We start from the raw sequence: 24,309 nt of genomic DNA, 5'->3' as shown, positions 1-24,309 counted from the left end.
CATAGCATCCAGTTTGTTTTTCGTGTCTTCCCACTTGGGCACGACTGAATTCACTAAACGGTAAAATCGCTGTAAACATCTTCCGGCCCTGTTGAGGGGGCCGGTAGCAATGGGGTCAGTAACAGAGCGGGCTCATTATTTTGAGAAGCGATTAATAGTTGCTAAAGCCTCACTCATTCAGAGAGCTTCCAGGATCCGGGGCGGAACTTGACTGATCAACGCCGAAGCCTTGATATTCCCTAACCGGGAGAGGTTCCAGGTCGACATCGAAGCGAGGCTTGTCTTGTGGGCCATATGCACATCGGTCAAGTAATGAAGCAAGGGCCGTATGAGAGCCTTGCGCCCATATTTCAACGCTTTTGTCAGGCTTATTTAATACCTTTCCGACAATGCCTTTCCTGAATGCTGTACGTTGAACCCACTTTCGATAACCAATTCCTTGTACTTTGCCTTTGACCTTGATTTTCCAATGTTGCAATTTCGGTGCTGTCTCTTCCAGCTTGGGAAAGAGTCGCAGCAGTAATGCTGAGGCGACATCACGCCCAACACCATAAGTGGGAAAGTAATGCCAATCCAGCGAGGGACTGCAGGTGACATGGCTTACCATCCAGTACTGAGTGGTTAATGGCTGGCTGATGTCTTCTGTTACGATATCGACTCCCGCAATCAATGGATTAAATAGTGCTTCTACGGATTGAGTCGCAATAGCCGCGAAGTCTGAATGCAATAAATCACTGATATCACGAAACAGCTCTCCGAAAAGCTGTTGGTGTATCTCAATATTATTGTTCTCAGAATCAGGGCTCGGGGCTACGCCTCTTTCCAGCGCAGCAACAACCTGTCCATCAATAACAAGCGCACGATATTTTCGAAGCTGAGAAGGCACTTTACCCGGATTACTATCAGGTGAGGTCAAGCTTGTATTGATTCCTGCTTTGTTGAGTCTTTCGTTTCGTAATACACTGTTTAGGCAGGCGCGGCGTGCGATTTGAGGCACAACATCGGGTGTCGATTGATGAAACAGGACATGCTTATCGCCGCATAGGATACCAGTAATACCGGTACTGATGTTGTAGGATTTCAGATCGTATTTGTACGCTGCCAGATTGATTAAAGTGTTTTGTCGACTCCTGGATTTTGGTGTGTAGAATGGGTAACTCCATGGCTCAGCGAGCTTTACTGGGGGGAGCTCAGAACAATAATGGTCTTTCTCCGCGTACGAGATCTTGCGAGCAGGTCCTGAGGTGCTAAATAGATATTCCAGCAGTAACTTTGGAAGGTCGATAGGTCTGCCAAAATCCGGAAATACTGATACTGAAGTTGCAGAGTTTGTGTTGACTTCGAGCACATAGGCGGTGCAGTTTTTTCCTGTGGAATAATCAGGAACTATAAGATCTACTCCAACATAGTGAACTCCAGAGAGTACATTGGCCGCACGCTCTGCGATCTGAATGATCCTGTTGTCGAGTCGATCCAATAACTGAACACCCTCTCCTCCGGCAGAAATGTTTGCCACCCCTGACAACCAGATACGCTCCCCTTCGGCAGGCACAGTTTCGCGTGAGATACCATTTATGTCGAGTAATTCTGTTCTGCGAATGTACTCCGATTCCAGCCGATGCTTTGGATTGTCTCTGCGTTTTTTGTTTTTCGCGGAAATTAGTTCGTCAATGTTCTGTCTACCGTCTCCTATGACGTTGGGTGCAATTCTGAGGCAAGCAGACACAGCGCGGCCCCCGATGACATTCACCCTTAAGTCGCAGCCGCTAATATGGCGTTCGACAATGATTTTATTTGACTTGGCGCTGGCAGTTTCCCAGGCATCTCGGAATACATCGACTGCTGCAATCCCGGTGGTAATACCCCGGCCATGGCTACCGGTCGCTGGCTTTACTGCAACGGGGTAGTCAAGCGTTGAAAAATAGTCTGTTGCAGATTCGATATCTTCGAAAACTCGACCCTCGGCTACGGGGACACCATGCCTAGCGAGCAAGGCTTTAGCCAGGTGCTTGTGTTGTGCGCAAACACGATAGACCTCAGACACCAATGCAGATTTTGCACAAAAGAGTACATATCTGCCTTGGTATGTCACTTTGTATAATTCTTTGGAGTAGTAATTGACCTGCATCCCGAGGTCTTTGGCTGTTTCCGTAATCAGGAGCTGATTAATTTCTCCTTTCATTCCAAAATACTTCGAGCCCGAATAGGAGTTTTCACGCTCAACTAGATCACTTTTTAGCAGCTCATCCATGGAGAGTGGGGGGGGCTGCTTGGAATTGGCATTTTCTACAATTTGGGTCATGACTGAACACTATTTATTGCATCAATGGGAATGTCGAACTGAGTAAGCGCAATCGAAAAGGTAAATATCCAGCAGGGTGTCAAGCTGGCCAGGCATAGTGTCTGGGGTCACATCGCAAGGATCGGGCGATGATCAACCGACTATGCATTTCATTGACGATAAGATTGAACAGCGAAATGCAAGATGAATCTGGCGGACTTCTCGCCAGATTGCCTTAATTGGATATCGATTGGCGCAGTTTGATTGTAGTCAAAAAGAGGCTGTTGAAAGCTGATTTCTACGTCGAGGGGGCGAGTGTAATGTTTGGATCGGAACCAGGTGCCAATTGTGTAGCTAGCACGCCAAAAAAGTTAGCAAAGGTAAATTGATAGAAGTGCCAAGTCGCAGCTTTCACTTTTCTTGGTGAGAAAAAAGTCTCAAGATAAAAACGTTGGTAAAAGGGTGCATTTGTGATGCTGTGGTCCTTTCTAGTCAAATTCAGTCGGCAGTATTGTTAGATAGGGTGCCCATTTTTTGTGGTCATTAAAAGAGTGAGTATTTCTATCAGCTCTAGACTTTCTCAGGTCGAATATCAATAGTTGGATCAAATCACAATACTGGCTGCCTGAGCCAATAAGGGCTCGAAATATATCATAGAACAGAGGCGCAGGAGCCAAGATCATGGGGGAGTTTCTAGCATGGCATTCGAGTAGCGATTAATTAGCTCGATAGCTTCCCAAACATAGTCTGGTCGAAATGCGTGGTAGAACACTAGGTGAATTCTGAGTATTTGAAGAGGCCCTTTTGTTGATGGCATCCACTAGCGAAAGATCTTCAAGTACGCTGGCGACCAGGGCCGTATATTTGGCATTGTCTTCCATTGCTAAGTGTTGTAGTTCTTGTAAGACGAAAACTTCTATGAATGAGGACGATATCGGTTTCGATAAGCAACCCCAATTCCAGCGCCTGGACGGAGTGTAGAAAGCATAAATACTTTTTTTTCTATAGTAACGCTTTAGCAGAGTTTACATTCGGGCAATATTCAGGTACTGGTTTCCCGTCAAAATTCTCTCTGATCCTAACAGTCACTCAGTTTGTCACCGAAATTGGTCAAAAGTTACTGTCATTTGAAAGCTAGCAGCTAAAAAAATCACTTTGAAATATTATCATCAACTGCGGTACGGATATATTTAATTGGGTTTATTGTTAGTTTGCACACTTTACTTTTTATTCTTGACTATTGGCATCCAACCTAAGTAAGTGCTGGCATTTTCATAATGATCCATACCCACTTCCCAGGTGGTATTGGTGTCTCCATTAATAGATCTCGTTGATTTCCATATTACCCGTACATAACCGCGGCTGGTGGCATCCCCTTTATGGGGCAGGCGTTCGCGGCAACTGATCCACTGTGGGAGTTCTGGAGTGGACACTTTGTCTGTAATTGAGGGGGAGTGATTGATCAACAGATTACTCCTTATGAAAACAGGGTTTTTATTGGAATTTTTTAAACCAGCTTTCTAGCTCGATGGCTTCTGCTCACTGCTTAATCGCTTCAGATGATTATAGTTGCTGTTTGTGATTTCTGCCGCCTGAGAAGCTCGGTTGCTGAGGAAAGTAAAAGATAGTTTGTAAAGTGCTGGAGGGCGCCATACTAAAGTTGTTAACACCCTTGGATATGGCCCTTAGGTGGTGCGAGTGAAAATTAGGGGGCAGGTAAACCCTTTATGATGCGGACCGGGATGATGTTAGGAGTGGCTGCTTTAGTCGTGAGTATATTTTTGCTGTTATGGATATTGATCGTTGCGGCCTACTCTGAAGTAAGTAGCGCTGGAGGCGGCAAGCTATCCAGTAATCCCTTTGAATATTGCGCGGGGGTAGTGAATGATGACAATCCAGTTAAGACTTTTACTGGCCCGGCTATGCCGCAACCAATTGTTGAGGGGTTACGAAAGTCTGCCAATCTCGATGCAGAAATACCTGAAGATTGGATCGCGAGGGGGACTTATTGGCGATGTATGGATGGAAGTGTCTATGCCTGCTTTGTTGGGGCTAATCTCCCCTGTGATGAGAAAGCTGACACTAGTCGGGAGCCGAGTAGTGCCATGCTTTCATATTGCAAAGATAATCAAAGTTCCGGGACCATTCCTGCGGTAGTGGCTGGCCGTGCCTCTATGTATGAATGGCGCTGTAGGTCGGGTGCCCCGGAAATTATCAGGCAGATTTCTAAACCCGATGCCCGGGGCTTTTTGTCTAATTACTGGTATCGGTTAGGTAAGCCTACTTCTGTTGAATAGGGAAAGCCTACCTGTAAATTATCCCTGTCCTTCCATCTTTTCATTATCCATGCGCTTGGCGAGTTTGTGGCCTTCGTCTGACTGCCCAATTTTCCAGTAACTGGAGATATAAATATGGGTTTTGGGGATTACTCTTTCCTGCTTAAAGAATTGCCGTAGGGTGCGCATGCTGTCGAATTCACAGGCGGCCCATACGGAGGCCTGTCCATTAAGCCAGGTTAGTGCCTGTAATTTTTCCAGTAGTTTCTCGCCAGATGGAACCGGATTGATAATCCATTGGATTTGCAGATTCTCTGGGTGTTCCAGCTCCTGAATATCAGCTTCACTGGAGACCTCAATTAGTGCGTACCCCTTTGCATCCTTGGGTAGCTCCGCAAGGTTTACGCTGATGGCTGGCAGTGCAGTCATGTCCCCCAATAGTAAAAACCAGTCTGCCTCGGGATTGGTCATTTTTTTGGGGCCGGGGCCGCGGGTTAAGATCGTATCGCCGGGCTGTGTTTTAAGTGCCCAGCTTAGAGCGGGCCCTTCGTGTTCATGCAGGGCGAAGTCGATATCAATTTCAGATTCACGCTGGTGCCTGATGGTATAGCTTCGCAATAGCGGGCGCTCGCTTCCAGCTTGTGGAAACAGAAATTTGATATAGGCGCTTTCCTGATTGGGTGCGAGAGTTTTTAGATCATCGCCACCGAGGGTGATGCGCAGCATATTTTCAGTAACTTGTGTCCTGCGAATAACGACCAATTCTCTGGTAATTTTCTCGGCCATAGGGTTTAGCTCCTTTCGTCAGGGGTGGAGTGCTCTTTCATATTGGCGACCATAACGCTGGCAATGCGGGCGAAGTTTTCTAGCTCTTCAGTACTCAAGTTGCGAGTCATTTGCCTGGCCACTTCAGCTTCTAGTCCGCTTACTTTTTCCAGTGTGCTTATTCCGTCTGTAGTTAGTGTCAAAAACTGGCTGCGCCGATCATCGGGGTTGTCGGTCTTTTCGATTAACCCCGAGTGCACCAGGTCGTTTAGCACTCGTGTTACTTGGGCTTTGTCCAAATTCATCCGCTGGGCAATTGACCGGGCAGTACTCAATGGAAATTTGAAGACACCTTTGAGTACCCGTATATGGCTCACCGGCAAGCCAATTTGCTGCTCCTGTATGCCAGCTCGCAAACGCCGTTTGTAGGCGTGAATAAGCTGGTGGAGGGATTCATTGATTGCGGTATCTTTCATGGCGCCATGCTAACTGGTTGATAGTGTCAACTTTATTGAGGTTGGTTGACTTTGTCAACTAAGCTCAGATGGAAGGAGGTTGGGTTGATAGTCTGTGGAGGGTAATTTGGTTGGAGGTGCAGGGAGGCTGGGAAGGGGGTATCCCCTTCCCGTGAGCTTAATTAGGTGCTACCAAGTTAAGCTGATATCGGTTCCATCAAACTTTACATCTGAATCGTACACATACTTCAAGGTGCCTTTCCAGAAGGAGCCGTGCCATTCCCAGTCGGCATCGTAACTCACCTCATTGAGTACTTTCTGTCTAAAAGCATCAAAGCTCCCGTAGCGCTCTTCACTTCCCATAATGACGACCCAGGTCTGCTCGTTCCAATCACAGGTCACAGTGTTGGAGTCACCATTGCCACAGGGGTAGCGGACGGCTACGTATCCATCATCTTCCCTACCAAACTTCCAGTTACCGCTGCGGGACTCCTCTTCGAACTCTTCGGGCCACTGTAGTGCGACATCGGAGCCACCGGAGTGAAACAGTTCTATCTCCGGGTAGGGGTTGTATTGGATCACGGCGACATTGTTTACCTGCTTTATTTTCGGCAGGTGGTCATTTTGCATGGTGCTATTGCCGTCACCGACTTTTGCCCAGATAGATTGGGAACCGGTGGTGGCTATCCAGGGGGTTTGCTGGTAGCCCTGGCGGCCTCCCCAATAATTCTGGATGGAGTGCATCATGACTCCGCCATCTTTGTACATGGAGAAGTTGGCCGAGGAGAGGACAGAGCTGCGGCTGAATACAGCCCCCGCCTTGGCGGCCGCAGGGGCGGCTGCTTCTGATAGTCCCAGGAACTGGTCAAATGCTTTGAGCCCCTCATAACCTTCGAGTTGGTATTTGCTGGCGAACCAGGCGGTATCCGCTGCGACATCGGGGTGGAAGTAGGCTCCCTGGCTCCAATAGAAGGGTACGCGTTCTTCCCGGGGGAAGTCTGCATAGATCTCGTTTCTGGCATCCCCCAGCGAATGGCCGACTGAATAATTTATGTTGAGATCTTTACCGAAATATTCGAAAACCTCATCGGTGATTTCCAAACCTGATGTGGCGAGCATTACTCCGGCGGGACTGGGGGTGCGTACTGACTCTTTGCCCAGACCTGTCAGGAGGTAGATAATCCGGTTGATATTCCCTCCGGACCCATTGCGGCGGTAGCCGTCATTACTGCGCCCGGCTGCGGCGAAGTTGATCCCCTGGTCGTTGGTCACCAATAAAATATCTTGCAGCAAGCGATGAGCAGCACCGATTGCAAGTTCACGGATTTCCTCATCCTCTGCAAAGTCTACGAGGTTTAGCAGTGCCGAGAGGGTATAGGGGTAGTAAACAGGGGAGTAGAACTCATAGAAACCATATTGGTTCTTCACTTCCAGATAACGCTTTAGGCGCTTATAAGTTCTGTCGTCCTCAAATGCCCCGTATTTCTCCTGGAGTAGATATTGGGCAGAGGTGTACATGATCATATGGTTTTCTGAAGCAAAGACATGGTCACCCGTCCCGCCTTCTTTAAACCAGAAGTGATAGCCGTCGAGTGCGGCAAAGAGTTCGTCTTTTATTTCGGGGCGGAAGAATAAGATGCGGATTAGGCGGGTGAGAGTGAAGTCAGAATTTTTCTTGCCGCCGTTGCGGAGTACATCCAGGTTCTTATTTAGCGCATCCCAGTTGAGATCATCACCGGTGTATGCCTGAAGTACGACGGCAGTATCGTTGGTAGAGGTGACTCCTTCCTCAATATATTGCAGCTGCCTGTCGATATAGGCGCTCTCATCAAAGGATTGGGCTTGAGACGTCGCTGACTGGATCGCTAATCCTAATAAAATCGGGTACAGCACTCCTGCTGATGGCACTTTCATAAGTACTAGTTCCTATTTGGTTTTAATTGATTTATAAAATAAATACAAGCGTACCACTTACCTATTACATAAATTTGGCGCTTGAGAAGCTAGTTATTTTCTTTCGGGATTAGTTGCAAAAACGATCATCGGATATTGCTGGTTCTCAAATTGAAAATATTTTTTAAGTAGTCATTCTTGAGAAGTAGGGGGCTAGTGCTTTATCTAATTTTTCTGGCGTTTCTGCTGTGTCTAATTGGTACGCAGACGTACTCAAGATAAATCTGGTTTATGCTCTGTATTATTGGGTAGGTAAAGTAGAAAAGTTACTCTGTCATCCCGGGTGGGGCTGTGATTCGTGGGCAAGGTTATTTTCCGTTGAGTGACGATGGTTCTTCTATATTGTGGTTTGATTCGCCAGTAAATATTGCAGTGGTCCTACAACTCCAGGAGAGGGAGATGAAAAACCTACTGATATTCTTCGCAGCCGGAAGTCTCGGTGCTTTGGCAAACAGTATTGCGGTGTGGCTATTTGGCCAGTTGGGGATTAATGCCTTATTTGGCGTATCAATTGCCCCTCCTCTATCTCCTGAGTGGCTTTATCCTCGCATTGTTTGGGGTGGCTTGTGGGGACTGCTATTTATTATTCCGTTCTGGTCATCAAAGTTACTTTTAAAAGGAGCCCTTCTTAGTTTGTTTCCCTCTGCATTTCAATTATTTGTAGTTTTCCCTGTGATGGCGGGGAAGGGTGTTGCCGGATTTGAGTTGGGAGTCTTAACACCAGTCCTGGTGTTGTTTTTCAATTGGATTTGGGGTGTTGTTACTGCCCTAACTATTAAGGCTGCTCGGTAATAGGGTGTTGTCTTTGTGTTAGTAGGCTTGGCGCTATAGAAATGTTGGCGTTGTTACTTTTGGGGCAGTTTGACCTCGCTATATCGCTTTTCTCCTGCAAACTATCGATCTTATGTCAAGGTTGTACGTTACTCATGTAATCTATCTATTTCGTATCAAAGTTATTCGAATGGGGAAGTTGAACGTGAGAAAAACGGCAAAAATCTGTAGCCTTATCTGCTCTATGATAATTCTTGTGATGGGCTTTATTACACCTTCACAAGCAGCTGAGAATAAGCGGATACTAATCGTTGCTTCTAATCTTCAGGATATGGGTGATCCGGAGAAGCATGATGCGAGAAATAATTTGTGGGAGTACGCTCCGCCTTACCATATTTTTGTTTCCCATGGGTATGACGTGGACTTTGTTTCGCCAAAAGGTGGGGTGGTCCCGTTTATGATGGATCCACTGGGTATTAGTAGTTACACCATCAAACATGAAGGTTTTTTAGAGCGGGCAAATAGTTCATTAAAGCCTGAGCAAGTAGTTATAGAGAATTATGCAGCTGTTTATATCGGTGGAGGCTATGGAACCTTATTTGATGTGGCATCCAATCGTGAGTTGCTAAATATTATGGGTGAGATTTACCAGAAAGGGGCAGCTGTGGCCATGGGGCAGGTGCGTTTGCCGATGTGAAACTGAAAGATGGCCATTATATGGTAAAGGGTAAGAAGGTTGCCGGTTTCCCGGACTCCACAGAAAAAGAGAAGTCTTGGGCTAAGCAGGGTACTTTATTACCGTTCTTGGTAGAGGAGCGCCTTCGAGAGAATGGAGCCATTATTATTAATAAGGGTAATGTTGCTGATAAGCATGATGTAATATCTGATCAGCGTATAGTTTCTACAATGTTTTTACCTTCTTCTGCGTTGGTTGCAAAAGAAATGCTGGGTTTAATCGAGAGCAACTAAATTGCCCCAGTACTTTATTGTGTATTTGCTCTATCGTTAGGCAGTCATTGTGTGGGTCAAGCTCTAACGAGTTTGGCCTCAATGCGACCAATCTCTACCTGTTAGTCTCAATATGCTATAGCGCGGGTAACCAACTCGGGATCACTCGATCGCCTTGTAGCTAAATCTTGTCTCTGCATATTTATCTACCATTCTTTCTAAAGGGAACTGAAATCGGCGGCAGTGAATATGCGTCCATTTATTGTATTAATAATATCGGTAACTTTGGGGAAGCTGGCCTATGTGTTTAGCCCCTCTCTGGGGAATAATGTAATAGTGGCCTTATTGGCCCTGTTGGGTGTGGTTCCCTATTTGTTAATGCCGATTAGATCCGAGTTTTTCAAAGCGCAAATTCTTCAATGGGCTAAACAGAATGATATTGGCGTTTTGAGACTCGAGAGTAGGGGGTTTTCCAAAGGACGATTGTTTTGGCGTGTATCTGATGCGCAAAGCGTCTTCTATGTTACCTCAAGAGAAGTCACTTACTGGGTGGCCTGCGGCTCATGGCTGCTGGGTTCTTATAGTCGGAAGCTCATCATATATAAAGAGGTTGGGGGTGCTTTGGATTTGATTGCAGCATTTGACGGAGATAGTTGCCAGGCTGAGTGATTCTGATCGGTGCTTACTGAACTAGAGGGTTTGATTTGATAGCAGCAATGTGAATATAAATGTATTTTTGCTTGCGATTCATTATAAGAAGCAACCTATCTCGACAACTCTGTAATGGATTCCCAGGCTGACGAGCAGAAAATTGCTGATCTAAAGCAGGATATCAAGAATTTACAGGCAGATATAAAATCCCTGGCTGCCAGCATCGTTGCGCTGGATATTGCCGATGCCACTGCTATCTCTCTGGGCACGGTTGCTTCTATCGTGGCTTCTCCAGAGGGCTTGTTGACCTGGTTTGTGATGGGGCCGGTGGCTGCTGCAAAAATTGTTGCCGATCAAAAGAGTATTCAGGATCAACAGGCAGAGATGGACCTGATCACTACTGATGTATCCACTCTACAAATACTGTCTCAGAGCTTTGGGCAGCTAGCAGAAGAAACCCAGCAAGTTGAAGATAATTTACAGGCCGTGTTGCAAGAGCGGCAAAGAATTGAAAGTGATGTTTCCGATACGATAAGCGATATTCAAACTGCGATCTCTGATGAAGAGGGGGCAAAACTATATAGCAGTTATTATTGGCCTCAGTGAGGCGGTGGTCGAGTGGAATATGCTTATTCCCAAGCGGGAAGCCTGTTTGTTGAGCTCAAGGTGAACAATGTAGATTTGAAAATTGGAATGAGCTTAGAGCAGGTTAAATCTGCTTTTGCTGGTGGAAGCACTGTTGGTGTGATTCAGTATTATAATACTCTATAAGAAGTATTTTTTTAGTTTTACTGAAGGCTTACCCAAAAAGGTAAGCTTTTTTTGGCTTTTGATAAGGGGGTGCAGGTTCGCTTTCTAAGGTTGTTACAAAATGGCCATCGAATTTACCTGGGCTCACATCATTTCTATGGGTACATTTCAATTCGTGTATTTGTAAGCGATTCTAGATTGTTCATCTAGTTTTTTGGAAAACGGAGACCTGAGATACTATAGTCGGACTTCGGCAGACCCTGAAAGTATACAAGCCCTATGAATGATATTTATAAAGCCCCTAAAAGTGAATTAAAGACCAGTAAGTACCACTCTTTGATTGAGAGGTTACTGAAAGAGCAGAGTATGCCCCTCTCGATATTTGCGGTGTTGTTAGGTACTTTGGGTACGCTCGTTTTGCTCTCATTTGCCCGCGGAATTATCCCTTTGTATGTTTATGTGATCCCAGGATTTATTGCAGGTATCCTCGTTAAGTTTATGGGGCGGCCTGTTACAGCATCCTACCGTGGGATTCCTGGGTTATTGAGTGGGGTGATCGTCTCTATCTGGGTGAGCTTAGGAGGGATTTCCATTTACACATTTTTACTTCCACTATTAAACATCTTGTGTTGTCTGGCTGTGTCAAGGCGCCGATTAAACTATGAGGAGGAGAAAGCGTTGTATAAGTACCGGCATGGATTGGTGAAGTTATGACAATGACTATCTCAGCTTGGTTGTTTAGAGGTCGTATTTAGTTCTATAAGTACGACCTCTTCATAGGCTCTGGAGGCCGAAACTACTCCTCGTAACGAATGTCAGTAATATAAAAAGTCTGCCACTTTTCCCCCTGACGGATATCCACTTCATCATCGAGCCTGCGCCCTAATAAGGCACGGGCAACGGGGGAGTCCATGGATATCAAGCCTGCTTTTACATCGAATTCATCGGGTCCCACAATGCGGTAGCAAACGCTCTCGCCCTCATCATCTTCAAGCGTTACCCAGGCTCCAAAAAAAACCTTTTTCTTATCGTCCGGTATTCGATCTACAACAGTAATCTCTTCCAGGCGCTTGGTGAGAAAGCGTACGCGGCTGTCGATTTCCCGCAGTCTTTTTTTACCGTAGATATAATCTGCGTTTTCCGAGCGATCTCCCAGCTTGGCGGCGTCGCTAACCGCCTGGGTTACCCGGGGGCGCTCCTCCTCCCAGAGGTGCTTAACTTCGGCGCGCATACGCTGCGCGCCCTCTGCGGTGATGTAGCGGGAGCCGCGTGGACGCGGCGGTCTCCATCTTCCCATAGTATTTTTTTAAACTCTTTTAATACAATATTATTTAATTATAGGTTTTCGATGGTAATTCCCGGGCCGGGTTCCGCGAGCGGGAAATTAAATATGCGGCTGTAGAATTCAAGCTCTCCCTCCAGGGCTAACTTGATGCTGTCGCCGCTGCGGAAGCCATGCCCTTCATTGGCAAATGTAATATAAGACACCGGAATACCTCGCTCCCTCAGGGCATCAACCATGGTTTCGGCTTGGTTGGGTGGTACTACCTTGTCCTCCATGCCCTGGAAGAAAATCACGGGGCAATTCAACTTTTCGACATCGTTAATGGGGGAGCGCTGAAGGTAGATTTTTTCTGCGGAAGGCCAGGGTCCTACCAGTTTATCCAGGTAGCGGGACTCAAACTTGTGGGTGTCTTTGGCGAGGCTGCTCAACTCCCCAATTCCATAATGGCTGGCACCCGCTTTAAAGGTATCGTGGTAGGTCAACGCCGCCAGGACTGTGTAACCGCCGGCACTACCGCCTTTGATCAGCAGGCGATTGGGGTCGGCGAGCCCATCTTCTACCAGGTATTCTGCGCCAGCGCAGACATCTTCCACGTCGTAGATGCCCCACTTATCGGCGAGGCGGTCCCGATACTTGCGGCCATAGCCGGTACTGCCGGAGTAGTTAACGTCCAGAATGGCGAATCCCCGGCTTGTCCAGTATTGAACTTTCAGGCTGAGGCCTGCTGATGTAGCGCCGGTGGGGCCCCCATGACTAAATACAATCAGCGGTGGCTTATCGCCACTAGGTGCTTGGAAGTTGGGGTTGTGGGGTGGGTAATAAAATCCGTGTACCGCACGATTATCCACTTGGAAAGTGACGGCTTGAGCGATGGAGAACAAATCGGTTGGCAGCGAGCTGCTATTGCTACTGGCAATCTGTTTCGTTTTACCCGTCTTTTGGTTAAAGCTAATAACAGCGGGAAAGCTCTCTGCCCCTGCGGCAATCATCACCCCGCTGCCATTTTCACAGTGCAGGCTTTCAATATCACAATAAGGCTGGGGAAGAGTTTGATGCTCTCCGCTTTTTATGTCGATCTTACCAAGGTGCCAAGTGCCATTCTGAGTGTAAGTACAGAGGATTTCCGTGGGGCTAATGAAACCGTAAGTGGACATGCCAAATACCCACTGTGGTGTGGCGAATTCTGCTTCTTTTTTCCACAGGGGTTCGCTTTGTCCCAGCCTATATAGGTTCCACCAGTTATTGCGATCAGAGACATAGCAGAGTTCGCCCTCAGGAGACCACTGGGGCTGAAAGACGGATTCATTCTCACCGCCGGCTACTTGGGTGACTTCACCGATATCTCCCGCCTGATCGAGATGGGCGATAGAGAGTTCTGTCGCGTCCCAGGGGAGGTTAGGGTGGTGCCAGCGCAGAAATGCGAGTCGATCACCGGCCGGGTTCAGAGTTGGGTTCGAATAAAAGTCTGCCCCTTCTTGAAGGATTGTCGGCGGATTTGCCAGTGGGTTGTTTAGGTCTACCGCGATAATGCGCGCACGGGGTTCCTCGCCCTGCTGGTGGCCACTGGTATCTTCCTCGACACAAATTAATCGATTTCTCAGGGGGTCGATAATCAGATCGGCGTAGCGGGAGCTATTTTCTGCAGTAATTACTTCGGGGATCGCACTGTCGAGCTTCATGCGATAGATGCGCTGATCTTCTGCCAGTACGAAATAGACGGTGTCACCGTAAACAAGATAACTGCCGCCGCCATATTCATGGGCCTTGGTGCGCACGGCGATAGGGGCGGGGGTGAGATCTCTGCGTCCATTTTTTAGACAATACTGCACCAGTACATTCCTGCCTTTTTCAGACGGGCGGGACTCCAGCCAGTAATAGCGGCCATCTACTAAATTGGCTTCTGCCAGGCGAACGCTGCCCTCCACGAGAAGTTCTGCGTTGATTGCAGATTTCCAGCTGCCGTAAGGGGCGATGGTTGGAGTGATAGTCTCGCTCATGAGGTACTTACTTCCTTATTGGGTTTTTTCGCATTCTGCCGAGATGAATCCGGGGAAACAAGGTGCCTTGGTGGGGGCCCTATGATAGTCTCGTATAACCAAGCAAGCGCTTGGTGCTGTATTTTGTCGATGCACTATCCAGTATCAGCTCTTCCACTCGCCCTGGTCCTTTTAGGATCGGTTGGTGCTGTAGGAGCGACGCGCACACGCTGGATAGCCCTGTAAACAGCGGCCTTAACAAAGATAATTCAGGAGAGCCAGCGATGTCTGATGAAGTGGTGATTACTTGCGCCCTAACCGGAGTGCTTACCAACCCCCAGCAGCACCCGGTCCCGGTAACCCCCAAGGAAATGGCGGAATCCGCCCGTGAAGCCTACGATGCGGGGGCTTCCGTTATGCATGTTCATTTCCGCGCGCAAGAGGAAAGCAAAGGCCATTTACCCACCTGGGACCCGCAAATAGCCTTGGAAATTGCCGATGCAATTCGCGATAAATGCCCTGGCGTTATTCTAAATTTTTCAACTGGCACTATCGGACGGGATCAGCAAGGTCCTTTGAGTTGTGTGCGTGCCGGTAAGCCGGAAATTGCCGCCTGTAATGCGGGAAGCCTGAACTATTTAAAGGCGCGATCCAACGGCACCTGGGCTTGGCCACCCATGGTATTTGATAACCCGGTCGATAAGGTGGAGGAGCTGCTGGCGGTCTGCCGGGAGACCGGTACCCGCCCGGAATTTGAGTGCTTTGATATCGGTATCGTTCGCTCTGTAGGCATGTATGCGGATGTAGGGATGGTGGATAAGCCCAACTACAACCTGGTGATGGGGGTGGCTTCAGGTATGCCTGCCGATCCCGATCTGTTGGAGATTATCCCAAAATATATGAAGCCCGGCAGCTTATGGCAGAGCACAGTGATCGGCCGTGAGGAAATCTGGCCGGTGCATCGCAAGACCGCAGAATTGGGCGGTCATTTGCGCACTGGAGTTGAAGACACCTTTTACTTGCCGGGAGGAGAGCGGACTTCAGGGAATGGTCAATTGATTGAGGCTCTTGCGGCTGTAGCTGAAGAGGCTGGGAGAAAGGTGGTATCACCGAGCCGGGCGCGGGAGATTTTTTGTTAAGAATAGTATCGTTTTTATAGAGACGCCCGGGATTTAAGCTGGGCGATTCTTTGGTTTCTTCACAAGTATGACTTGAACTTTCCCGAGCTTTATTCTTTATATCGCAGTTTGAGAATTTTGCTACTGAGTAAAGTTCATTTTTTGGCTATTGATGTATCGAGTTTCTGCATAAATTTAAATATTTTTTCATGCTTAAGTGTAAGGGGTTTCTTATGACCTTAGAAATGTATTTATGGTTTATGGCTTGCTTTCAACGATAGCATTTTCTGCTGCAAGCTCTGCATAGGGCAGCGTTTATTGTGTGGGCAAAATCGAAGATTGGGATGTTGCCAGGGCGGATTATCTTTACGTGGATAGGGACTGGGAAAGTTTCGATGAATCGCAGCGGATATGTAACATAAATTAAGAATATGATGAGATTAGCGGTGAGGTCCGAAATATTTGGGTTTCATCAATAATGGCTGCCACAGTTGCGCAGAAACAGTCAAACTTAAATACTTGGATGTGAACAGCTGTAATGCAGATGATTTGATATATATGGATATCTGTAGTCGCGACGCCAGAATATTTCTATTCTTATCCATGATAAATCTATCTCAAAAACACCCTATAAGTGAGGGAGTGCTATTGGTTGGGGCGAGTCTTAAAGGCAGGCCCCACCTTAGGCTTAAGAGCTAAGAATATCAATGGAGGCGGCGGTATTGCAGTCGGCAGAATCTACTGCCCAGATATCTACTTTACTATTCGATACTAATGCGGCAGTTAATGCCGAATAAGCTCGGTTCATTGCATCAATGTCATTGTTAACAGCGCTCAAATCAAATTGGATGCGCGAGTCAGAGCAAGTGCCTGTTCCGCCTGAAATGTTAAATCCGAAGGTGCTTGAACCACCGGATGAAACTTTGGTGACTATTGCCTCTTTCATAATAAATCCAGAGTCGGCGATTGTAGCTGTGGATATAAATGAAATCAGAAAGCCGATTGTAATTTTTTTAGTTTCATAGTTGCTCCAGGGTAGTTTGAAAGGTCAGATTACCATTGAATACGTGTGCATTTGGGGTATCATAAATCAGTGAGCGGATTATGCAGAAGTAATTTTTTATGGCCACTTCTCGGAGTGGATACCTGAAAAAAATTTTTGTTAGGTATATGCAAGTTTGTGATCTGGTGTCTCTTGATATAATCAGCCTCTGTTTAATGTTTTTGTTGGATTGTTTGTCAAATCGCTCTTTATATTTTTTTCTCGCCTCAAAGGACCCCTCTTTTGGTCAGTGGCCCTGCCTTTAGGCTGTTGATTGGTGTTTTCTTTTATTAAATCAATTATATGGCTGCAGCTCGGTCGTTCCTTTCATCTTCCTGGTGGAATTCTTTTCTTTGGTCTGGTAAGGTCGCGTGCGGTTTGCAAGTGTCAAGATAAAATGCTTTTCCTTAAGGTGTTTTTGTCAATATGGTCTCAACATAAATAAGAGGCTGTCATTCAACGCTTAATTTGTCGTCAAGTGCTAAGTATTGCTGGGGTTGGGGGTATTTGTGCAGAGTTGTGTTTCAGGGGCGGAATTTGGTGGGGCGCGCTCTAGTTGGCTAGCCCGCTTTACAGTAATTATATGCCTAATGGCAGCTAGTGCAGTTGCAACTGCAAAGAATTATATTTCTTTTCCATCGCAGTCCTCAAGTGGTAACTATACCGTTAGGGTTGATTGGTCATTCATAGATAGTGCAGAAATTGTTGAGTCAAAGCAGGGTGAAGGGCAAATCCGAAAAGTGACGCTTACAAGGGAAGATGACCTTGAGGTAAGTGGCTATGGAGAAGGGATTTATAATTATGTCATTACAGTTCACCTGATAGATGAAACAGATCTAGGGTGGAATGTAACTGATAGTGGCAGCGTTGAAGTACTCAAACCCTTGTCATCCCCCTCCAGTGTTTCTGTCAGTGATACAGTGGGTACGCTCGGAGATACAATAGATCTCACCTGGAGTACAGTTTCTGGTTCAGACTACTACGATTTAGATTTTCGGGTGAATGCTGGTGCATGGCAGGACTTAGATGAAATAGATGCTGATCAGCCGAATTCTCTTAGTATTGATCTGCAGCACACAGGATCGATTGAATTTCGAGTGAAGACTTGCAAATTTAGTACCAATGGAACTGGGAATTATGTCTGCAGTAGTGGGCAGGAGTCTGAAGCAATTGATGTTTCTTTGCCTGTATCAGCCTTGGATTTTTCCCTGGACAATTATGGGTATGCTATTTTTGTCGGTGACTACAACAATGATGGTTTTCTAGATTATCACTTTTACAGTAGCGAAAGGCTTCTCATTTTACACGGAGATATTGCCACTCCTATTACATTGCAACCGAATCCAATGTTTACTATTTATGGTAGGGAGCTTACGCCTGCATTCGGGCCTGATACTCACTATCTGGCATATGACAATATTTCAGAAAACCTATTGGCTGATGCAGTTCAGCTTACTTTAGGGACGGATTACCTTGTAGGTGATTTTGATAATGATGGGCAGGTTGATTTTCTTTTTCGAGGTGAATTTGACGGGGAACTGCCATTTATCGTTTATGGTATTAATCAGTTTAACTACCCCTCTGGAGCTGATGACCTAAGGGATGAAACTCTAGCAGAGTTAGTTAATGATCGTAGTAATAGTATTTATATTGATGATGTAGATGGTAATGGATCAGATGACCTTATTATTGATTCTGGAAGTAGTCTAGTAGCAGATACCGCCTACTTATCAGTTTCTGGCATGCCTACCACAGAAACTGAACTTATTGAGCCTGAGCTGGAAAATGCAAATATTGCTGGTAGTCTCTCAGGTACTGCAGCCGTCTCCCCTTCTGGAGCTGCAACCTATAATTTACAGCTAGAACTTCCTCAAGGCTCAGGTGGGCATACTCCTGAGCTGTCCCTTGGCTATTCTAGCCAAGGTAGAAATGGCTTAATGGGGTTAGGTTGGGGAATCTCAGGCCTCTCTGTTATCCGTTATTGTCATCGGACATTAGTGCATGATGATTCAGAGGTGCTGCTTGGTGAAAAAGACCGCTTCTGTGTGGATGGACAGCGTTTGGTTGTTACTAGTGGTAGCTACGGATCTGTTAATTCTACTTATGCGTCTGAACTAAATAGCTTCCGCACCTTTAAGGCTACTGGCAGCGGCAGTATTACAGGATTTGAGGTAACGACCAAAGGTGGTGAGACCGCTTACTACACGGTTAACAGTGGGGGCGACTCATTTGTCCTCGATAAGCTTTACGATAGTTCCGGCAATAACGCCATAGAATACTATTACATAGAAGATAGTAATGGCTTCAGGATTGACCGCATAGAGTATGCTTTTGGCACAGGCTCTGAAGCAAATGCAGTTATTCAGTTTGAATACGAGAGTCGCTTGGACTTTGTTCCCGAGAACCTCATGGTGGGTGATTACCCATTGAAGCGTCGCCTTAAGTCAGTCTCTATTACTAATAATGGCGCCAGCTTTAGGGAGTATAACCTTGGCTACTTATATGAGTCGCCCAGTACTGAAAATCCTCCCCTAAGTCGCCTGTATAGTATCCAGCAATGTGTTGGAAATAGTTGTTCAGAGGCAACTACTTTTGACTGGCAGGTGGTAGACGCCCCTGGATTTAGTTCCACTGAATACACAACCATGAAGTTCCATTCCAATGCCAATAGGTTCCAGCCTGGGCGTGTCGCTGACTTAAATGGCGATGGAATGGATGACTATATTTGGTTCTATAAGAACAGTGATGAAGAGCGATACCTGCAGGTTGCTTTATCAGATGGCGAGAAGTGGGATGTTCAGGACACCAACCATTCAATAAGAGCCTATTACTACCTACGTTATGACTGGAATCTGTTGGATTACGATGGTGATGGTCAATTAGATTTTATTCATCGACAGAGTGATAATAGTTGGGCTGTGAGGCTGTTTGACGGCACTAAATTCTCTTCGACGGCAACAGTGATCATTCCTTCCGGAGCGGGTACTCAAAGTGTTTTATCTGATATTACCGGTGACGGCTTAGGTGATCTTATTATCAGAGATACCGATAAAAAGGGTATCAGCTTCTATTACGCTGAAAGAGGGCAAAACGGGGTGGTTTCCTATCCAGCCAGCCCTAGTAAGTCTATTGCTGTACCGGATGATTCAACAAGCGAAGCTTGTGAATCTTCTATAGAGATTGGTGATTTACACTCTATGGAGGTTATTGATTCCGATGGGGATGGTCGCACAGAGTTTTTAGTGCCCTTTACTCGTAAATGCAATAAAACCTATAGAGACTGGAGAAAAATTACTCTTTCTACGAGTATATTTTCAGGCTTCACCCAGGAGGAGGCTAATACCCATAATTATATTTGGCTTCCGGCAGACCTTAATCATGATGGTCTGACGGATATGATCCTGAAGGATGAAAATGATGATTGGTCTTATACCTTGTCAGATGACGGTGATTTAGATAACTACATTGCCTTGTCGGAAGTGACAGGGAAAAAGGTTCAGCTGGTTGATTTTAATCACGATGGGTTTCTAGATATCGTTTGGCCTGGAGACCAGTTAAAAGTTAAGTTGTGGAATGGCAACGGCTTTGATGACGTCATTGAAACAAGTATATCGGCTGGCTCTGGTGATAGTATTCACGCAACTTATGCTGATATAAATGGAGATGGATTCCAGGAATATGCACGAATTTACGATGGTGAAAGTAATCACTACGTAAATTTTTATGCGCCAAATGCTTCATATACGGCTAACAATGTTATTAAAGCGGTAAATGGTGGCTTGGGCGAAGAATCCACTTTCACATATAAGCCGTTAACGGATACGAGTGTTTATGTAAAAGGGCAGGGAGCTGCACTGCTGGATTACGGGTCTCCCGTATTTGATATTGGTGGAACCAGCTACATAGTCTCCCAGCTTGAGTTTTCCATGCCCACTGCTTCCAGCGCCAATAATACTGAGCAAGTAACCTATAAGTATGAAGGCTTGCGCTTCCAGGGCGGTGGTCGCGGTAGTTTGGGTTTTGAGAAAATAACCACGACAGATAGCCGCACAGGGTATACCACAACAACTTTCGCCCAAGAATTTCCCTATATCGGGATGCCTTTGAGTGTTAAGAAATACACGCCTCAAGGTAAGCTGCTCTATAGTCAAGCCAATACTTTTGCCAAGCGTGGAGGCTCTACAGCACCCTATTGGCCGTATATCGAAGAATCCTCAGAAGTTTTCTACTTGCTCAAGAGTGATGGCGCTGCCGCAGGTAGCAAGTACAAAACCGTGGTTACTGAAAACACTTATGATGATTATGGCAATCTCGAAGAGTCTACGGTAAGCACCAAAAATGCTTCTGGTGGTGTAGTACAAAAAGTTGTTCAAGAAAATGGGTTCGATGGGGAGACCTGGTACCGAGAAAAAGGGCGGGTTACCAGCACTAAAATTACCACTACTCGCGGCAGTGATGTTGAGACTCGGGAAGTATCTTTTGAGTACTACCCGGAGGGCGGAAGTCAGTATGGCTTACTAAAAGCAGAGCATATTGAGCCCGAATACAGTGGTGAGGACGCCGCTGAAATTAAGCTGTCGACGACCTACACCTACGACGATTATGCAAATCGGTTAAGTAAAACTAAAAAAGCAACTGAGCAAGCCTCAGAGCCGAGTCGTACAAGCTACTCAGAATATGATGCGGATAAGCGCTACGTCGATAAGGTAAGAGATTCTGATAATCGCTTACTCTCTGAAGTGGTGAGTCGCGATGATATGGGGCTGCCCACCAAGACCCGAACTTACCTGGATGCCTCGGCTTCTAGCTATGTAACCACGACTTATGAATATGATGCCTTTGGCCGTGAAACTTATAGGGCGACGGACGGTGCTCCCTCGGTAACTACCGAATATGGAATCTGTAGTGGTTCAAAGTGTAGTCACAGCGATGCTGCCACCTATGTGGTGACCACCAGTGAAACAGGGGCTTATTCCACGACCTATTTTGATATGCTCGGCCGCCAGTTGCGTCAGGAGTCAACCGGCCTTACCCAAAGCCAGATTATTGTTACCGATACGGAATACGACGAACTGGGCCGGGTTGAGCGACAAAGTGAACCTTATACCAAGGGCACCGTTGCCGAATACTGGACAACCAATTACTACGACCTGAACTCCAGAATCACCTCCGTAGAGTTGCCGGATAGCAATACGGTGAGTAATTCCGAGCTGATGCTGGAAAATAATCTGGTGGTGGCTACCAGCACCAGCCCAGGTAGCCAGAATCGCACGAAAAAGACCAACGCCTTGGGTGAAGCGGTTTATATCCTGGATCACTACCAAGGCACGGTGGAATATCAGTATGACCCGGTAGGTAATGTGACAGAGGCTATCAGTCACGGCCGCTCCGGTGAAAACCTGGGTATTACCATTAGCGCCAAATACGATGCCCGTGGCCGCAAAGTGGCCATGTCCGACCCGGATAAGGGCGATTGGACTTACACCTACAATGCGTTTGGTGATCTGGTTGAGCAGGAAGATGGCAAACAGCAGCGCACGGTCACTGAGTACGATCACTACGGCCGCCCACAGCGTCGCACCGACTACACAGCCGCCGGCAGTGAAGAGGGGCATACCCGCTGGTACTACGACGATAAAGATGCTGCTGGTGTTTCGGTTGCCAATGCGCTCGGCAAAGTGACTGCTGTCGTCATGTCAGCAAGTGCCAATGATGAGCAGTGCTATACCGGCACATCTCACTATTGTGCGATCTATTCATATAACTCCCTGGGGCAGCAGACCGCTGTGGCAACAGGCCTCGGCACTGTGGGGAATGAAGAGTTTTTCGCCTCAAGTGTGGGGTACGATAGCTTCGGCCGGCCCCAATACCAGTACGATGTTTTGGATGGAGAAGTGTCCAACGGTGCAAACGGTATCACCAGTGGTATCCAGGAGCACTACACCAATACCGGCGCTTTGGAATATGTCACCGACCTGAATACCGGCCGTGAAGTCTACCGGGTACTCAGCTCCAATAGCCGAGGCCAGGTAACTGACTTTGATATCAATAGCGGTAAAGTGCGCATTAATAATGGCTACGATAGCGCCACAGGACGCTTGCTGTCGCAAAAGGCCGATAATTCCGCATCTGCGACTACCGTTCAGCAAATGGCTTACGGCTGGGATGCCGTAGGCAATCTGGTAAGCCGCAATAACCAGCGCACTGGCAAGAAGGAATCCTTCTGTTACGACAACCTCAACCGCCTGCTACAGGTTAATGCCAATACCACCAGCACCAGTAGCTGTAACTCCGACGCTACTGGCACCCAGTATCAATACGACAGTATCGGCAATATCCTCAGCAAAGATGGTGCTGCCTATTTGTATGAAAGTGCCAAGCCCCACGCAGTTACCAAAGCGGCCGGGGTGGATTACGCCTACAACGATAGCAATGGCAACCTGACTTCCGACAGCACCGGCAGGGCGTTCAGCTACACCACTTTCGATAAGCCGTCCCTGATTACCAATACCCAGAGTGGTGACAGCACCGCCTTTACCTATGGCCCGGATCGCGCCCGCTATCAGCGTGTCGACACCCGCTCCGATGGTGAGGTGGTTACCACCCTCTATCTGGGTGGCGTAGAGCGGATACATTATCAATCTGAAGGAAGCTACCACTGGAAGCGCTATCTACCTGGCGGTGCCGTATTTACCTACGAAACCAACGGGGCTTATGAGCAGCAATCGCTAACGGAACGCTACCTGCTCACAGACCATATTGGCTCCACCGATGTGGTGCTGGATGAAAATGGCAGTGTGCTCGAAAGCCAGAGTATGGCCTTCGACCCCTGGGGTAAGCGCCGCGATAGCGATTGGGATTCCCTGGAGATCAGTGACCTGATCGGTAGCAACTACCAGCTGATGGATAGCCTGAACGAGATCACCACTCACGGCTTTACCGGCCACGAGATGGTGGACGCCCTCGGCATTATTCATATGAATGGCCGCATCTACGACCCCAACCTGGGCCGCTTCCTGCAAGCGGACCCCATGATTGATGGAGTTGAGGATACTCAAGGCTATAACCGCTATAGCTATGTAAAAGGCAACCCGCTGACCCTGACTGACCCTACCGGCTATTACAGCTGGGGGGATTTTAAGAAGGATGCTAAAGAGCTCTGGTATGATATCTGTAGCTCTCGTTGCCAGGTTGGTGCTGATTCGAATGGCAATTATAGTTTTAGTATTGGTCAGAATCCGGACCATGAAGGTTTCTGGGCTCCACAAGGCGCAGGTGGGGCTCAGGCACCGGAGGGGGCTTCTTCGTCCACATTTTCTGGCGAAAGTTCAGATGCTTCGCAATCCTATGAATATTCCTCTGAAGCTACTTATCAGAATGGTGGAGGCTTCGAGGGGCAAGTATCTTCCCTCAGTTTCATGCATATGCAGATTACTCAGGAAGAGCATGACGCCTACCAAGATTACCTATTTCGGAATTATCAGGATGAGGCGACAATAGCGTATTATTCTAAGAATGAATCTTATGCTATTTTGCCAGCCATACCTGTTATTCTTGTGTTTATTGGAAAGGAGTTGGCTGCAGAAGGTTTAAGTCGGGCAACTAATGGGGCAACTGATTTCTTATCTATACGAAGGGTCGGTACGAGAGGTGTAAGGGCTGGAATAAAGTACTTTAAAGATGGCATCTCTGGAGGTGGTGTTGCAAAGAAAACAGGATACGGCCCGAATGATCCTCCAGTTAGGATTGAAGGTGATTGGTCTGTTAATGATATGAAGGCTGCTTTGCTGGGCCATCCACCTAGAGGGTTAGGTAAGCCTGACCTGCATCACGCAGATCAAATGCCGGGGTCAGCTATTCACGAGATACCTCCTAAATTACATCGTGGCAACAAGTCTTTGCACCCCAATAAGTTCAACCAAGGGGTAACTCCTAAAATGAGAGACGCTGATAGAAAGCTACATTGGTGGTATCGCGCGAGAGAGCAAGGCGCTGACGATTTATTACCTAACTGGATATATGATTAACGGGTTACATT

Annotated in this window: 18 protein-coding genes; 10 read left to right on the top strand and 8 right to left on the bottom strand. The window is 47.0% G+C overall.

What is annotated here, in order from left to right; translation table 11 throughout:
* Positions 1 to 169 precede the first annotated feature (169 nt).
* On the bottom strand, positions 170 to 2,302 hold the full coding sequence (locus tag BTJ40_RS13800) for an acylphosphatase (protein ID WP_108733641.1): 2,133 nt from the start codon (positions 2,300 to 2,302) through the stop codon (positions 170 to 172).
* Positions 2,303 to 3,501: 1,199 nt separating this feature from the next.
* Positions 3,502 to 3,747: a hypothetical protein gene (locus BTJ40_RS13790; protein ID WP_108733639.1), complete on the bottom strand. Its 246-nt coding sequence runs from the start codon at positions 3,745 to 3,747 to the stop codon at positions 3,502 to 3,504.
* 261 nt (positions 3,748 to 4,008) lie between these two features.
* On the opposite strand from BTJ40_RS13790, the gene BTJ40_RS13785 reads away from it, so the two are divergent.
* Positions 4,009 to 4,578 carry a hypothetical protein gene (locus BTJ40_RS13785; RefSeq protein ID WP_108733638.1) on the top strand — a complete coding sequence of 190 codons (570 nt, stop codon included), beginning with the start codon at positions 4,009 to 4,011 and terminating at the stop codon, positions 4,576 to 4,578.
* An 18-nt stretch (positions 4,579 to 4,596) separates the two neighbouring features.
* Here BTJ40_RS13785 and BTJ40_RS13780 read toward each other — a convergent pair whose 3' ends face one another.
* From BTJ40_RS13780 to BTJ40_RS13770, 3 genes are all read right to left on the bottom strand, one after another.
* Entirely contained in the window at positions 4,597 to 5,343 is a 747-nt protein-coding gene (locus BTJ40_RS13780) for a siderophore-interacting protein (protein ID WP_108733637.1), read from the bottom strand.
* Between the two features lie 5 nt (positions 5,344 to 5,348).
* Complete coding sequence (locus tag BTJ40_RS13775; protein ID WP_108733636.1) at positions 5,349 to 5,798, bottom strand: MarR family winged helix-turn-helix transcriptional regulator; 450 nt, start codon at positions 5,796 to 5,798, stop codon at positions 5,349 to 5,351.
* A 168-nt stretch (positions 5,799 to 5,966) separates the two neighbouring features.
* The gene (locus BTJ40_RS13770) at positions 5,967 to 7,691 is read right to left on the bottom strand and encodes a hypothetical protein (RefSeq protein WP_108733635.1); all 1,725 of its coding nucleotides are present in this window, start codon (positions 7,689 to 7,691) and stop codon (positions 5,967 to 5,969) included.
* Between the two features lie 438 nt (positions 7,692 to 8,129).
* Between BTJ40_RS13770 and BTJ40_RS13765 the strand changes: the two genes are divergently transcribed.
* From BTJ40_RS13765 to BTJ40_RS13745, 7 genes are all read left to right on the top strand, one after another.
* A complete protein-coding gene (locus BTJ40_RS13765) occupies positions 8,130 to 8,522 on the top strand; it encodes a hypothetical protein (protein WP_108733634.1) in 393 nt (130 codons plus the stop codon).
* Positions 8,523 to 8,706: 184 nt separating this feature from the next.
* A complete protein-coding gene (locus BTJ40_RS22615; RefSeq protein ID WP_202862811.1) occupies positions 8,707 to 9,198 on the top strand; it encodes a hypothetical protein in 492 nt (163 codons plus the stop codon).
* Positions 9,195 to 9,470 (top strand): hypothetical protein, encoded by a 276-nt coding sequence (locus tag BTJ40_RS22610; RefSeq protein ID WP_202862810.1) that lies wholly within the window; start codon positions 9,195 to 9,197, stop codon positions 9,468 to 9,470. Before BTJ40_RS22615 ends, BTJ40_RS22610 begins: the two co-directional genes overlap by 4 nt.
* 228 nt (positions 9,471 to 9,698) lie before the next feature.
* Complete coding sequence (locus BTJ40_RS13755) at positions 9,699 to 10,118, top strand: hypothetical protein (protein ID WP_108733633.1); 420 nt, start codon at positions 9,699 to 9,701, stop codon at positions 10,116 to 10,118.
* Positions 10,119 to 10,232: 114 nt separating this feature from the next.
* Positions 10,233 to 10,706 carry a hypothetical protein gene (locus tag BTJ40_RS13750; protein ID WP_108733632.1) on the top strand — a complete coding sequence of 158 codons (474 nt, stop codon included), beginning with the start codon at positions 10,233 to 10,235 and terminating at the stop codon, positions 10,704 to 10,706.
* Between the two features lie 12 nt (positions 10,707 to 10,718).
* Positions 10,719 to 10,871, top strand: coding sequence for a hypothetical protein (locus tag BTJ40_RS22355; RefSeq protein WP_157954073.1), 153 nt, complete (start codon positions 10,719 to 10,721; stop codon positions 10,869 to 10,871).
* A gap of 258 nt (positions 10,872 to 11,129) precedes the next feature.
* Positions 11,130 to 11,564: a hypothetical protein gene (locus tag BTJ40_RS13745; RefSeq protein WP_108733631.1), complete on the top strand. Its 435-nt coding sequence runs from the start codon at positions 11,130 to 11,132 to the stop codon at positions 11,562 to 11,564.
* A gap of 82 nt (positions 11,565 to 11,646) precedes the next feature.
* Here BTJ40_RS13745 and greB read toward each other — a convergent pair whose 3' ends face one another.
* Both greB and BTJ40_RS13735 read right to left on the bottom strand, forming a co-directional pair.
* A complete protein-coding gene (gene greB / locus BTJ40_RS13740) occupies positions 11,647 to 12,147 on the bottom strand; it encodes a transcription elongation factor GreB (RefSeq protein WP_108733630.1) in 501 nt (166 codons plus the stop codon).
* Between the two features lie 38 nt (positions 12,148 to 12,185).
* Positions 12,186 to 14,132 carry a S9 family peptidase gene (locus BTJ40_RS13735; RefSeq protein ID WP_192879335.1) on the bottom strand — a complete coding sequence of 649 codons (1,947 nt, stop codon included), beginning with the start codon at positions 14,130 to 14,132 and terminating at the stop codon, positions 12,186 to 12,188.
* Positions 14,133 to 14,395: 263 nt separating this feature from the next.
* On the opposite strand from BTJ40_RS13735, the gene BTJ40_RS13730 reads away from it, so the two are divergent.
* A complete protein-coding gene (locus BTJ40_RS13730) occupies positions 14,396 to 15,250 on the top strand; it encodes a 3-keto-5-aminohexanoate cleavage protein (protein ID WP_108733629.1) in 855 nt (284 codons plus the stop codon).
* Between the two features lie 667 nt (positions 15,251 to 15,917).
* Here the strand turns inward: BTJ40_RS13730 and BTJ40_RS13725 are convergent.
* Positions 15,918 to 16,211, bottom strand: coding sequence for a DUF5992 family protein (locus BTJ40_RS13725; protein ID WP_369974288.1), 294 nt, complete (start codon positions 16,209 to 16,211; stop codon positions 15,918 to 15,920).
* Positions 16,212 to 16,861: 650 nt separating this feature from the next.
* Here BTJ40_RS13725 and BTJ40_RS13720 point away from each other — a divergent pair.
* Positions 16,862 to 24,298, top strand: coding sequence for an FG-GAP-like repeat-containing protein (locus BTJ40_RS13720; protein ID WP_157954072.1), 7,437 nt, complete (start codon positions 16,862 to 16,864; stop codon positions 24,296 to 24,298).
* Positions 24,299 to 24,309: the final 11 nt, after the last annotated feature.

It is taken from the genome of Microbulbifer sp. A4B17 (genome assembly GCF_003076275.1).
Lineage (GTDB): Bacteria > Pseudomonadota > Gammaproteobacteria > Pseudomonadales > Cellvibrionaceae > Microbulbifer.
Note: the sequence above shows the minus strand (reverse complement) of the source record. Positions and strands in the feature narration are given on the sequence as shown.

Excerpts from the sequence above, each read along its gene's own strand:
- BTJ40_RS13730 (WP_108733629.1), top strand. The coding sequence starts at position 14,396 with ATGTCTGATGAAGTGGTGATTACTTGCGCCCTAACCGGAGTGCTTACC.
- BTJ40_RS13800 (WP_108733641.1), bottom strand. The coding sequence starts at position 2,302 with ATGACCCAAATTGTAGAAAATGCCAATTCCAAGCAGCCCCCCCCACTC.
- BTJ40_RS13780 (WP_108733637.1), bottom strand. The coding sequence starts at position 5,343 with ATGGCCGAGAAAATTACCAGAGAATTGGTCGTTATTCGCAGGACACAA.
- BTJ40_RS13770 (WP_108733635.1), bottom strand. The coding sequence starts at position 7,691 with ATGAAAGTGCCATCAGCAGGAGTGCTGTACCCGATTTTATTAGGATTA.
- BTJ40_RS13735 (WP_192879335.1), bottom strand. The coding sequence starts at position 14,132 with ATGAGCGAGACTATCACTCCAACCATCGCCCCTTACGGCAGCTGGAAA.
- BTJ40_RS13765 (WP_108733634.1), top strand. The coding sequence starts at position 8,130 with ATGAAAAACCTACTGATATTCTTCGCAGCCGGAAGTCTCGGTGCTTTG.
- BTJ40_RS13750 (WP_108733632.1), top strand. The coding sequence starts at position 10,233 with ATGGATTCCCAGGCTGACGAGCAGAAAATTGCTGATCTAAAGCAGGAT.
- BTJ40_RS13720 (WP_157954072.1), top strand. The coding sequence starts at position 16,862 with ATGGCAGCTAGTGCAGTTGCAACTGCAAAGAATTATATTTCTTTTCCA.
- BTJ40_RS13745 (WP_108733631.1), top strand. The coding sequence starts at position 11,130 with ATGAATGATATTTATAAAGCCCCTAAAAGTGAATTAAAGACCAGTAAG.
- BTJ40_RS13755 (WP_108733633.1), top strand. The coding sequence starts at position 9,699 with ATGCGTCCATTTATTGTATTAATAATATCGGTAACTTTGGGGAAGCTG.
- greB (WP_108733630.1), bottom strand. The coding sequence starts at position 12,147 with ATGGGAAGATGGAGACCGCCGCGTCCACGCGGCTCCCGCTACATCACC.
- BTJ40_RS13785 (WP_108733638.1), top strand. The coding sequence starts at position 4,009 with ATGATGCGGACCGGGATGATGTTAGGAGTGGCTGCTTTAGTCGTGAGT.
- BTJ40_RS13775 (WP_108733636.1), bottom strand. The coding sequence starts at position 5,798 with ATGAAAGATACCGCAATCAATGAATCCCTCCACCAGCTTATTCACGCC.